The 12287-nt window shown below is 36.5% G+C and carries 13 protein-coding genes and 1 pseudogene; 6 read left to right on the top strand and 8 right to left on the bottom strand.

Annotation, left to right across the window (positions count from 1 at the left end):
• From CQA43_RS06760 to CQA43_RS06780, 5 genes are all read right to left on the bottom strand, one after another.
• Window positions 1-1214, bottom strand: a 1214-nt coding sequence (locus CQA43_RS06760; RefSeq protein ID WP_147290090.1) for a hypothetical protein, incomplete at its 3' end; no start/stop codon positions are given.
• 55 nt (window positions 1215-1269) lie between these two features.
• Window positions 1270-1506 carry a hypothetical protein gene (locus CQA43_RS06765; RefSeq protein ID WP_115551861.1) on the bottom strand — a complete coding sequence of 79 codons (237 nt, stop codon included), beginning with the start codon at window positions 1504-1506 and terminating at the stop codon, window positions 1270-1272.
• Window positions 1503-1784, bottom strand: coding sequence for a hypothetical protein (locus CQA43_RS06770; RefSeq protein WP_115551862.1), 282 nt, complete (start codon window positions 1782-1784; stop codon window positions 1503-1505). Before CQA43_RS06770 ends, CQA43_RS06765 begins: the two co-directional genes overlap by 4 nt.
• Window positions 1785-2026: 242 nt before the next feature.
• Window positions 2027-2956: a hypothetical protein gene (locus tag CQA43_RS06775; RefSeq protein WP_115551863.1), complete on the bottom strand. Its 930-nt coding sequence runs from the start codon at window positions 2954-2956 to the stop codon at window positions 2027-2029.
• A 10-nt stretch (window positions 2957-2966) separates the two neighbouring features.
• Window positions 2967-3494 carry a hypothetical protein gene (locus CQA43_RS06780; RefSeq protein WP_115551864.1) on the bottom strand — a complete coding sequence of 176 codons (528 nt, stop codon included), beginning with the start codon at window positions 3492-3494 and terminating at the stop codon, window positions 2967-2969.
• A 174-nt stretch (window positions 3495-3668) separates the two neighbouring features.
• On the opposite strand from CQA43_RS06780, the pseudogene CQA43_RS06785 reads away from it, so the two are divergent.
• Both CQA43_RS06785 and CQA43_RS09750 read left to right on the top strand, forming a co-directional pair.
• A pseudogene (locus tag CQA43_RS06785) lies at window positions 3669-4742 on the top strand (glycosyltransferase family 4 protein); the annotation flags it as partial.
• A 114-nt stretch (window positions 4743-4856) separates the two neighbouring features.
• Entirely contained in the window at window positions 4857-5480 is a 624-nt protein-coding gene (locus CQA43_RS09750; RefSeq protein ID WP_245944268.1) for a sugar transferase, read from the top strand.
• A 246-nt stretch (window positions 5481-5726) separates the two neighbouring features.
• On the opposite strand, the gene cmoB is transcribed toward CQA43_RS09750, so the two are convergent.
• The 3 genes from cmoB to CQA43_RS06800 all read right to left on the bottom strand — a co-directional run bounded on the left by cmoB (window position 5727) and on the right by CQA43_RS06800 (window position 7391).
• On the bottom strand, window positions 5727-6656 hold the full coding sequence (cmoB, locus tag CQA43_RS06790) for a tRNA 5-methoxyuridine(34)/uridine 5-oxyacetic acid(34) synthase CmoB (RefSeq protein WP_115551865.1): 930 nt from the start codon (window positions 6654-6656) through the stop codon (window positions 5727-5729).
• 12 nt (window positions 6657-6668) lie between these two features.
• Window positions 6669-6890, bottom strand: a complete 222-nt coding sequence (locus CQA43_RS06795) for a hypothetical protein (RefSeq protein WP_245944259.1) — start codon at window positions 6888-6890, stop codon at window positions 6669-6671.
• Window positions 6891-7004: 114 nt separating this feature from the next.
• Window positions 7005-7391, bottom strand: a complete 387-nt coding sequence (locus CQA43_RS06800; RefSeq protein ID WP_115551866.1) for a group III truncated hemoglobin — start codon at window positions 7389-7391, stop codon at window positions 7005-7007.
• A gap of 593 nt (window positions 7392-7984) precedes the next feature.
• Between CQA43_RS06800 and CQA43_RS06810 the strand changes: the two genes are divergently transcribed.
• The 4 genes from CQA43_RS06810 (at window position 7985) to pglF (ending at window position 12279) form a co-directional block, all read left to right on the top strand.
• Window positions 7985-8590, top strand: coding sequence for a Crp/Fnr family transcriptional regulator (locus CQA43_RS06810; protein ID WP_115551867.1), 606 nt, complete (start codon window positions 7985-7987; stop codon window positions 8588-8590).
• A gap of 108 nt (window positions 8591-8698) precedes the next feature.
• The gene (locus CQA43_RS06815; RefSeq protein ID WP_115551868.1) at window positions 8699-9319 is read left to right on the top strand and encodes an acetyltransferase; all 621 of its coding nucleotides are present in this window, start codon (window positions 8699-8701) and stop codon (window positions 9317-9319) included.
• Window positions 9320-9328: 9 nt separating this feature from the next.
• Window positions 9329-10456: a UDP-N-acetylbacillosamine transaminase gene (pglE, locus tag CQA43_RS06820; protein WP_115551869.1), complete on the top strand. Its 1128-nt coding sequence runs from the start codon at window positions 9329-9331 to the stop codon at window positions 10454-10456.
• The gene (pglF, locus tag CQA43_RS06825) at window positions 10456-12279 is read left to right on the top strand and encodes a UDP-N-acetylglucosamine 4,6-dehydratase (configuration-retaining) (RefSeq protein ID WP_115551870.1); all 1824 of its coding nucleotides are present in this window, start codon (window positions 10456-10458) and stop codon (window positions 12277-12279) included. The genes pglE and pglF overlap by 1 nt, the downstream gene beginning before the upstream one ends.
• Window positions 12280-12287 lie beyond the last annotated feature (8 nt).

Consider the following 12287-nt stretch of genomic DNA (forward strand, 5'->3'; position numbering starts at 1 on the left):
TTATTTTCTTTAGATTCTTTTAGCAGTGTTTGTATTATGGAATCGCTTGAAGAATCTGTTTGGATTGAAGTATTCTTGGAGATTCCATAAGCATTATAATCTTGTTTGGTTTTTAATTCTTGATTTTCTTTTTCTAGTTTATCTCTTTGCTCTAAGACTTCAAAGAAAGTTTGTGAGGAATCAAAGTTGGAGGAGAGAGAAAGGAGGAAGTCGTTAGTAGTATCGCCAAAATCTTGTGAATATTTTATCTCTATGTTTGCTAAAAATATATCTGCAAAGCTATGATAAAAAGCACCATAAGTATCGGTAATTGATTGTGTTTCCCAAGAGATTTTAACCCCATTAAATTCTACGGAATTAGGTTGAGAATAAAAAGACATTACTTGAGCAATTGCATCAGTGATTTGTTCTTGTAATGCAGGAGAGAGCATATCTGTAACTTGTCCGAAGAAATTACAACCACTCATTTGCATTTTTTCATATCTATAAGCAGCAACTCCTTTTTTCACATATTCTCCTATATCTCCGCCTATTTTTTTATCTTGGATATTGTTTTGAATGTTTTTTAAAAACTCTTCAAACCTTGTGTCTAAATCATTGTTTTCTGTCCTTATTCCATACGCTAAAAATAGGTTTGACAAATGATTATCAAACTTTAATTCTGGGTAGTCTCTTGCCATTTCAATATGATTAATATTGATTGTTCTATTTAGCCCATTATTAGCATAAAACTTATAATCTTCCTCCATTGTGTCTTCCATAACTTCAGGATTAGACTTATAAATCATAAGCATAATGGAATCCATTTGTTCATTTAAAAATCTTTGTGCTTCTTTTACATCTTTACTTGTAATATTATCTTTTGCTTTTTCTTGCATTTTGGATTCAATTTCTTTAATAAAACTTTCATTTCTTAGTCCTATTTGCTCTCCGTCAGATACAGCACAAATATCAAACCACGCATCTCCAAGGTTATTGTTTGTTGTATAGCTATCAATATTTTTTCTCCAAGTTTCTTGATAAAAGTGTGTTTGGTTTTGTATTTTATTTAGAATCTCATCATCGTTTAAAGCATTACTTTGTTGGCTTCCGCCTGTTTGCATTGAGGAAATATTGTTGTCTAATTTATTGGTTTTATCGTTCGTGCGAGAGTTGTTATATAGATAGATATTTGAATAATTACCATAAGAGTTAAAATTAGTAATATTTGACACCACTTATTCCTTAATTTAATTATTAAAGAGTAAGCAAAATATGTTCCATAACTATTTAATGATTCTTCCAATATGTCTGCGCGTGGTTTCTAATTACACCATTGATTGTATTCATAAGCGAAGTCTTATTATCTGTGAGTATTTTATTTGCATAATATCTATCCGCACTTCTTGTATAGACAGGATTATACTTATTCATACCAATAATTGAAATACTTACACTATTCTTTAAATGATTTAAAGTTGCCGAAATTACTGGAACATATTTTCCACTTCCATCATCAACATTCAAAGGGAGAAGTTCATTTGCGTAACTATCATATAGTCTATAATAAGCCGTGTATGAAACAGCGACATTACTATTGTTTCTAGTTCCATATTGATAAGAGAGACTGCTTGATACATACGCCCCCCCACAACCTGCCTCATTTCCTCCTCATTTAAGACTTTTACACCTGCACTTTGTTCGTTAAACTCTCCATTGGTTGCAAGGGCAATGAAATCTACTTCAGCAAAGAGTGTGCTTGAGATTCCAAAGATTAATAAGAATCCTAAAATTAATTTTTTCATTATTATTCCTTTTTTAAAAGTTTAAACTTTTATTGTATTGCAGAATCTTAAAAATAAATATAAAATATTTTTTAACTTTTGATTTGATGAAAAGTATTACGCAAAGAAACAAGTTTAATTTTATGCTGTGTCATTGCAAAATTCTTTTTAAATACTTCTGTATAGAATTATGGATTTGCAAGTGTAGGCAAATTGTTTGCAGATTGTGCGCCTTGTCGTTTCGCCGCTCACAATGATAAATCCTAAACACCATTACCACTTTTTGATTCTTTAAGCAGTGTTTGTATTATGGAATCACTTGTGCTTACTTGGGCTTGAGGTTCTTTTGTTGGATTATCTTTATTGTCTATTGTGTGAAAAAGTGTTTGGTAATAAAACTCTTGTGTTTGCGTGAGAATGTTTGCAAATGAGGGCTTTTCTATCCCATTGATTTTAGCAATCAAAAATCCTACTCGCGCATTTTGCCCGATTCCGCTAGATTCGTAATGGATAGTCGTACCCTCAAAGTTTAAACTTGTACTTTTATGGTAGTAAGAATGCACAAGGCTTAAGGATTCCATAATTTGCGTTTTTGTTTCCTCTTGGAGTTGTAGCCCTTCAAAGTTTAAAGCAAAGGCGAAAAATTTTGTGCCTACAATCTCTAATTCACTTTGTATGTAGTGTTGCAGTCCTGTTTGGATTTGCTCTAAATCTCCCTTTGCAATCGCATTTTGTAATTCATCTTTTGCAAAGTTAGATTGTGCAGAGAAAACTTTAAGAATATTTAATATCTTATCACCACCTTGATTCTTTAAAAGTTCAAAATCTTCTTGTGAGCCTTTTTGAGAGAATATATTTTTCTCTGCTACCATAGCTTTTTGTATAAATTCCAAATTTTCTTTATACAGGGATTCCACAATTTCTTTCATCTGCCTTTGGAGAAATGCCTTTGCGCTTCGCAATTCTACTTCACTTGGGAGTTTAGCTTTCTGCATTTTGTCCTCTAGCATATCAGCAAAGCTAAAACTAGAAAAATCGCCATTAAGATTAATTCCCATTAGATGAAAAGAATGATGATAGCTTTCTATTTGACTAATAACATCAAGATTCCTATCCTCTGCACTTACAGAGATATTTTTGGAATCTTGATGGGAATTTAGCATTGCATAAGTTGCACTTTGTATTTTCATCATTTAAGCTCAATTATCTATATCTTGATTTATCTTGCCTAATGAGATGAATAGCTTCTTGTTTTAGTCTTCCACCATTTGCTTCAAAAAGTTTGTCCGCATAATATCTATCTGCGCTCCTAGTATAAACAGGATTATATCTACTTACACCAATGATAGATAAATTGATACTATTAGTAAAAAAATTATAAGTAGCTGATACGGCTGGGGTATAACTATTCCCTCCAACATTAAGTAAGCCTAACTCATTATTGTATTCGGGGATTAATTGATAATAAGCAGTATAAGAAACTTTTGAGCCTGAATTATTTGCTGTCCCATACTCATTTAGCCTCGTATATGCGTAAGTATTATTCCCGATATATTCCAATAGTGTTGCTCCCCCCACAACCTTACTCATCTCCTCATCGTTTAAGACTTTCACACCTGCACTTTGTTCGTTAAATTCTCCATTAGTTGCAAGGGCAATGAAATCTACTTCAGCAAAGAGTGTGCTTGAGATTCCAAAGATTAATAAGAATCCTAAAATTAATTTTTTCATTATTTCTCTTTTTTAAAAGTTTAAACTTTTATTATATTACAGAATCTTAAAAATAAATATAAAATATTTTTTAACTTTTTAGTTTGTTTAAAGGTTGTTACACAAAGAAACAAGTTTGCTTTGTTTGATTAATGTTATAATTCTTATAAATTTTTACAATTTGTAAGGTTACGAATGAAAATTTTATTTCTCTCACACACAGATTCCAATCTTTATTTGTTTCGCTTGCCTATTATGCTAGCACTCAAAGACAAGGGACACGAAGTTATCGCGCTAATCCCAAAAGGAGCAGACTTCGATAAATTTGCCCCTCTTGGCATACGAGCGATTCCTTATTCTATTCATCGGAGCAGTCTCAATCCCTTAAGTGCCTTAAAAACGATTCAAGAAATTACAAAAATCTTACAAGAAATCAAGCCCGATATTGTGCATACCTTTATGCTTAAGCCCAATATTTATGGCTCTTTTGCCGCAAAAATTGCAGGGCTGGATTGCGTGATTAACAGCCTTACAGGTTTGGGGAGTTTTTATATTGATGAGAGCCTAAAATCCCGCATTTTACGATTTGTCATAGAATCCCTAAACCGCGTCGCTTTTAAAATTGCTCAAAAAGTGTTATTCCAAAACAATGAGGATTTAGAATTATATGTGCAAAAACGAATCCTATCACGCGAAAAAGCAATATTGATTAAAGGTTCTGGCATTGACACGCAAACCTTTGCACCAATAAATCAAGAATCCTACCACACAATGCGTCAAAAACTAAGCCAAGAATTGAATCTGCCAACTCTTAAGGATTCTATCTTGGTGCTAATGGTAGCGCGCGCCATTGCGCACAAGGGAGTGCGGGAATACTACAAAGCAGCAGAGATTCTTAAAAGCAAAAATCCGCATTGCATTTTTTTATATGTTGGCGGAGTAGATTTGGGTAATATTTCCTCAATGAGTGAGGAGTTTTTGAAAAGCTCTGCTGCCGTTATTTATCTCGGACAACGCAACGACATTCGCTCTCTTATAGGAGTTTGTGATTTGTTTGTTTTGCCAAGCTATCGCGAGGGGATTCCGCGCACGCTTTTAGAAGCTGGAAGTATGGCAAAACCGATGATAACAACCAATGCAGTAGGTTGTCGCGAAGTCGTTGAAAATGGTAAAAATGGCTTCTTGGTAGAAATTGGCAATGCAGGGGAGCTCGCGCAAAAAATCGCTCAACTAAGCAAGGATAAAGACCTACAAATGCGTTTTGGGCGAGCAAGCAGAGAAAAAATTTGTGCCGAATTCAGCACAGATTCCATTGTGCAAAGTTACTTGTCTCTGTATGATTTGGTTTTGTCCTCCAAACAAAAAAATTCTTCCTCTCACAGAATCTATCCAAACTTCATCAAGCCCGTTTTAGATGTTTCTCTTGGCGCAATTCTACTTATGCTGTTTTCTCCCATTTTGCTTATCGTCTCTTTACTTATCCGCACGAAACTTGGCTCACCTATATTTTTTACGCAAGAGCGTCCGGGCAAAGAGGGCAAAATTTTTAAGATTTACAAGTTTCGCACGATGAATAACGCACGCAATGAAAAAGGCGAATTGCTCCCCGATGAAGTAAGGCTTACGCAATTGGGTAAATGGATTCGCAAAAGTAGCTTAGATGAACTCCCCCAACTCTTTAATGTGCTAAAGGGCGAAATGAGCTTCGTAGGTCCGCGTCCGCTTCTTGTGGAATATTTGCCTTTGTATTCCAAAGAACAAGCACGTCGCCACGAAGTCAAGCCGGGAATTACAGGCTGGGCGCAAATCAATGGGCGCAATGCAATTTCTTGGGAAGAAAAGTTCGCGTTAGATGTATGGTATGTGAATCATCTTAGTTTTTGGTTAGATTGCAAGATTTTATGGGGGACTTTTTATAAGGTGATAAAACGCAAGGACATTAGCTCTAACACAAGCGTAACAATGGAGAAATTTCAAGGCAACAAAACGCATTCTTGTGAAGAATAAATGAAATGAGAGATGAAACAATCTAAAAAAGAAATAAAAAATAAAAAGCTAATCTTGGGATTCCTCTTAATCTTTGGAATCTCACTCTTTGCAAGCGAATAGGCGGGTTATCAATGAAGTAAATATGTCATTAGAGCCATTATTCTAACAAATGGAGATAACTATCATTTTTTCAATCTGCGCTAGAAATATTAGAGAACAAAGAAAAATAAAGTCTAATTCCACAAACAGAATCCAAAAACATTCTTAAAGCTTCTTAGCCTTTAAATACGCACGCTTGGGTGCGGGATAGCCCTCAATCGTGAGTTCCCCGCTTGACTCTAAAAAATCCTCCAAAGATTCTCCACTACTCCATTGCGTCTTGTGCTGCTCATCAAAGGCAGTTTTTAGTGTCGCAATCACTACAATTTCTTTGAATCCACATTTCATTAGCCACCCCTCAAAAGTGCGAAGCGTAGGGATAAAATAAACATTTGGCATTTTGGCATAGCGTCCCATAGGGCAAAGTGCGATTTCTTGCTCTCCATCAATTATCAGGCTATCAAAAATAGCCTCACCTCCACTTTTTAAGGCATTATAAACAAGCTTAATCGCATCTAAGGGGCTTTTGCGATGATACAAAACCCCTAAACACAACAGCACATCAAATTGTCTTGCAAAAAAGGACAATTCCTCAATGCCAAGCAACTCATACTGCAAGCGGCTTTCTTGTGCGAAAAATTGCAAAAATTGAAATTGCACAAAGCACAATGGCACAGGGTCAAACCCCACAATCCGAGCAGGATTAAGCTCCACTGCCCTAAACATATAATAACCATTGTTGCACCCTATGTCGCCTACTACCTTATCGCTTAAATGCAAATGTGGTGCAAGCAGGTTGTATTTAATTGCACTATTCCATTCGCTTTGAATTTCTAAAGTATTGAGGATAAAAGGACCTTTGCGCCACGGAATCAACTCTCTTGCCACCTCACATACAAGCGTAAAAGATTCCTCGCTTAAATGTGGAATCTCAAGCCGCACAAAATCACCATAGAAAACTTTTGCTCCTTGAAGTTCAGATTTTGGAATCACCTTTAAACGCTCAAGTTGTGCAACAAGTGGCAAAATATTTTTAAATGCCAAAGCGCGTTTGCGCTCTGCCCTTAGATATTCCAAATCCCTTTCTTGCGTCATTTAAGATTCTGCTTAAAACGACTCTAACGCGTCTTGTTCTTGTTGTTGCAAAGCTTTTTCTTTGTAAATTAGATTGTCTGGACATTTCTCGCGATAATTTCCTTGCGCGTCATAATAATAGCTTTTTTCGTCCCAATAAGAAGAAGAAATTCCACAAGCGTTTTGATAACACCCACCAAGAAGAATCACTCCCAATGCCAAAATACCAAATTTCAAAACACTCAAATTTTGCATAATATTCCTAATACTAAAATTACCTAAAAAGTGCAATTATACTCTTAATTTTAAAAGTCTAGCTTACACGATTAAATGCGATTCCAAAAAGTTTTTAGGAATAAATAACTTATGTTAATGTCTGCTTTCATAAAGCATAAATTGGAATCTTGCGGCAATCATTTGCGCTCTTTGTAGAATCTGCGTCGCCACCTCATCGCAAAAAATCTGCTTTAAGCTCTCCTCAAACAATTCCAACCAAATAGTAAAAAATTCTCTTGGAAAAGGGGGTAAATCCAAATGCGCTTTCAATGGCGCACCACTATAATCCCCGATATTTAGCAACATTCCATACCAAAAATTTGCAATCTTGCGTTTATGCTTTTCCCACAATATATCCTCTGTGCCAATTTTGTTATTAAAAACCTCTCCCACGCCGCTTTTATCCGCGCGAATCTTTGCATAAAAAATATCCATTAGCAAATCAATGCTTTCCACACAAATTTCATCATATTTTTCCATTTTTACTCCTTTAAACATAAAATGCAAGTTTTGCTAAAACGACAATCAACACTCCAAAAGTCAAAGCAATGGAGTGAATTACCTTGCGTAAAGGACTTAGTTTTTAAGCCCACAATAAAACACCAAAACAATAACAATCATCAATGCGATTCCAAACGCTAAAAAGCTTTTAATGATTAAAAATTACTGCAAAGTTGTGGCAAAATAGCCCATTTTGCTTCCAAATATTGACTTAATTGCTAGTTATGTTACAATAAGTAACATAAAAATGAGGGGAGTTTCCTTAGCTTCTTCTGCCAATAATGCTAACTATTTTGTCTGCAAATTCTTCCCTCCCAAAAAATCTTGCGAATCGGACTAAGCAACACCTCACCACAAAAGATATAGCCCAAAAAGATAATGGCGCACAATAAATGAATGGTTAAAAACATTGTATATAAATTATCCGTCACTGATTTCTTAAAAAATATTTTATTTGCATAATACTAACCAAGTTTTATGGAAAAAAATTTGATAATAGTTAATTTTTTGTTAAAATATGTTCGTTTTCCAAACTAGCTTTCTAGTTTTACATTTTAATAAGGGAGGCTTTAATGCAAGATTGTTTCAAAATATTATTTTCTTTGGGTTATAAACGTTTTTATCATAAAGAAGAAATTTTGTTCTTTGAGGGCGAGACTCCAAAACAACTTTTTGTGCTACTAAGTGGCAAAGTCAGAGTCTATAAAACCATAGAACAAAGCCTAAAAACTAGAAGTAGAAACGCAAAAAAAATAGCCAAAGAACAAATTTTACACCAAATTTGTGCGCCAAATTTCATTGCTGAAATGCCAAGCTTCTTAAACCAACCCTTTCCAGCTAGTGCAGCTTGCGATGAGGAATGCGAGATTTTAGAAATTAGTCTTGCAACTTTTCAAAAACAATGTATGGGAAATCCAACTTTCTGTCGTGAATTAGTTGCTTCACTTTGCAATAAAATCAAAATGCTAGAATCGCATATTGCTCAAAATTCCTTAGGATTAAAAGAGCGACTAATGAATTTTTTGCACGCAAATGAAACAGAGTTAGCACATTTAACACAGCGACAAATCGCCCAAAAGCTGAACACGAGTGCCGAATCTCTTTCGCGCGTATTAAGAGAACTCAAATCACAAGGAGTTTTAAACACACAAAAGGGGAAAATTATTTTAAAAGCCTAAATTTTGGGCTTTTATCGCTTTATCCAAATTCTAGCCCAACCCTATGCGTTGCTAAACTTTTCAAAATTTCGGTAAAATTCTAAAATCCAAATAGACTGAAGGGCGAGAATGAAAAAACTAGCAATATTTGGTGCTGGTGGGCACGGAGCAGTCATCGCAGAGATTTTAGAATCCCAAAATTTATCTTTTGAAATTCTCATTGACGACAATCCAAAAAACAAGATTCTTAATGGAATCACTGCCATTTCAAGAGCAGAATTTCTCAACCTAGCAAATGCTAAAGATTTTGGTATTCTCCTAGCGATTGGTGATAATTTGATGCGGCAGAATCTTTATCACTTTTTTGTCAAACAAGGATTCTGTTTGCCTTTTGTTGCACATCGTCGTGCTATAATCTCAAAATCCGCCAAAATTGCTAGCGGGAGTGTGGTAATGCCAAACACTGTTATCAACGCACGCGCTTCAATCGGAATGGGTGCGATAATCAATAGTGGGAGCATTATAGAACACGATTGCAGAATCGGGGATTTCTCCCATATTGCACCTAGTGCGACACTTTGTGGAAATGTGCAAGTTGGGGATTGCACACATATTGGTGCAGGAAGCGTGATTATTGAAGGGAAAAGTATTGGGCAACACTGCCTCATTGGTGCAGGAAGCGTAGTGATTAGCGACATACCACCGCATAAAAAAGTCGTTGGCAATCCGGCGAAAAAAGAATTAAGATAAGGAGAAATTATGGGATTTAGATTTTTTTTATCTCCCCCACAAATGAGTGGCAACGAACAACAATATGTCCAAGAAGCTTTTGAAAGCAATTATATCGCCCCGCTTGGCGCATTTGTCAATACTCTGGAAGAAAATGTTAAATCTTACACAGCCTCTCCCAATGCCTTAGCACTCAATTCTGGCACATCAGCATTGCATTTAGCATTGCGCGTCAGCGGAATCGGGCAAGGCGATTTTGTGCTTGCAAGCAGTTTTACCTTTATTGGCTCTATTGATGCGATTCTTTATCAAGGCGCAATTCCAATCTTTATTGATAGCGACTTAGAATCTTGGAATCTAAGCCCAAAACTGCTAATACGAGCCCTAGAATCTCTGCCCAAAAAACCCAAAGCCCTAATTGTTACACATCTGTATGGACAATGCGCAAAAATTGCGGAGATTGCGGAGATTTGTGCGCAGTATGGAATCTTGCTCATTGAGGACGCCGCAGAATCACTCGGGGCATTTTATGATAAAAAACACAGCGGAACTTTCGGCGAATTTGGCATTTTATCCTTTAATGGAAACAAAATCATCACGACAAGCGGCGGAGGAATGTTGCTTGGCAAAAATCAAGAAAAGACAGAGAAAGCACGCTACTATTCTACTCAAGCACGCGAAAATCTACCCTTTTATGAGCATTTGGATTATGGCTATAATTATCGCTTAAGCAATATTTGCGCAGCCATTGGTGTGGGGCAGTTAGAACAAATTGAAGTCAAAGTCTCCAAAAGACGCAAAATTTTTGAATGGTATCAAGAAACATTGCACAAGGAAGTAGAATCCCAAACATTAGAATTTATGCCCGAGATTCCAAACTCAAGAGGGAATCGCTGGCTAACAACTTTACGCTTTTTAAGTCCCAAAGTCAATCCTCTTGCGCTCGTGGAATTGCTTGCCAAAGCAGGCATAGAATCTCGCCCTTTGTGGAAACCTATGCACCTACAACCACTTTTTAGGGATTCTATCTCTTGTGTAGATGGCACAAGCCAAAAACTTTTTGAAAGCGGAATCTGCCTACCAAGCGGTGGAGCATTAGAAAAATGCGACATTGATGAGATTGCAAGCCTTATTCAAAAATTCCTAAAGAATCGCTAGTGCTACAATCCGTTTTATTCCGCCCAAGCAATGCCAAACGCATTATATTTTTTGTCTTTATAGACTTGCTTGTTTCTTATTTCACGCTCGTACTTTCTTATGATTTGCGCTTTAGCTTTCAAGTGCCTTTGGAATTTAATTTCGCAGTTGTATCGGTTTTTTATGTCTTAATTTCCTTAAAGATTCTGCTTTTGGCTTTATTCAAAATCTATCTTGTGCCGTGGCGATTCTTTGGGCTATTAGAAGCCTTAAAAATCTTTTATGCACACATCTTGGCTTATGGAATCTTTTGTGCCATTGCGTTTTTTGGAGGGGCGTTTGGAAACTTTCCCTTAAGTGTAATAGGTATTGACTTTGTAATTTCTAGTATTTTTATTGGAGCAATCAGAATCTCTAAGCGCATTTACTTGGAAAATTCACCCAAAAACTCCCCCAAACCCGCTGTGATTTTTGGAGCAAATACACAAAGTGCGACATTGATTAAAGCCGCCCTTAATAGCGAGATTCCATTTTATCCTCTTGCAATTATTGAAGAAGATGAAAAAACATTTGGGAATTACATCTCCAATCTCAAAATCTATCCCAAATCGGCTTTGAAAGAACTCATACAAAAGCATAAAATCAAATCCGCAATCCTCACGCGTTCTTTTTCCAAACCTCCTTTAGAGGGAATCTTTAACGAGCTGACACAATTAGGAATTGATGAAATTAAAATTGCAAATTTGCTCAAAGACGATACACAAAAAACCCCCTCTGAACCTCTTAAAAATATCTCTATTGAAGATTTGCTTTCGCGTCCAAGCAAGGATTTAGATAAGGAAGTCATCGGCGCGTTTCTAAAAGACAAAAGAGTGCTTATCACAGGGGCTGGAGGAAGTATCGGAAGCGAAATCGTGCGACAATGTGTAGAATTTGGCGCGCAAAGAATCGTTTTGGTAGAGCATAGTGAGTTTAACTTATATGCGATTTTAGAGGAACTCTGCTCCCAACAAAACAAAGACTTTAAAGCCTTGCTTCGTCCTTGCTTACTAAGCATTTTAGAAAAAGACCGCTTTGGTGCGCTCATCAACGAGGAAAAGCCCGACATTATCGTGCATGCTGCGGCTTACAAACATGTGCCGCTTTGTGAATACAATCAAAAAAGTGCGATTGAAAACAATATCATCGGAAGCAAAAATGTGCTAGATAGTGCGATTGAAGCAGGGGTGCCAAAAGTCGTTGTCATCTCTACGGACAAAGCGGTGCGTCCGACCAATGTAATGGGCGCAACCAAACGCATAGTAGAACTCTATGCGCAAAATGTAGAATCCAAGAGTAGTGAAATTGTCGCCGTTCGATTCGGAAATGTGTTAGGTAGTAGTGGCTCTGTCGTGCCAAAATTCAAGGCGCAAATAGAATCGGGTGGTCCTATTACCGTTACACACCCAGAAATCACACGCTATTTTATGCTAATTCCCGAAGCTTGTCGGCTCGTGTTGCAAGCCGGAGCAATTGCGCAAGGGGGGGAAATTTTTATTTTAGATATGGGAGAACCGGTTAAAATTGTAGATTTGGCGAAAAATATGTTACGACTTTATGGCAAAGAAAACGAAATTACGATTGAATTTAGCGGATTGCGTCCCGGTGAGAAGCTATATGAAGAATTGTTGCTTGATGAGAGTGAGGGAAAAACAAAATATCCCTCCATACAAGTGGCGCGTCCAACAAAATACGATATTCACAAACTTAACGCAGATATTACAGAACTTATGCAGTGCAAGGATTCTAAAGAACATCTTGCAAAACTTAAAGAAATCGTAGTAGAATTTCACCATAACGCATAACAACTCTT

This window comes from Helicobacter ganmani (genome assembly GCF_003364315.1).
Classification (GTDB): Bacteria; Campylobacterota; Campylobacteria; order Campylobacterales; family Helicobacteraceae; genus Helicobacter_D; species Helicobacter_D ganmani.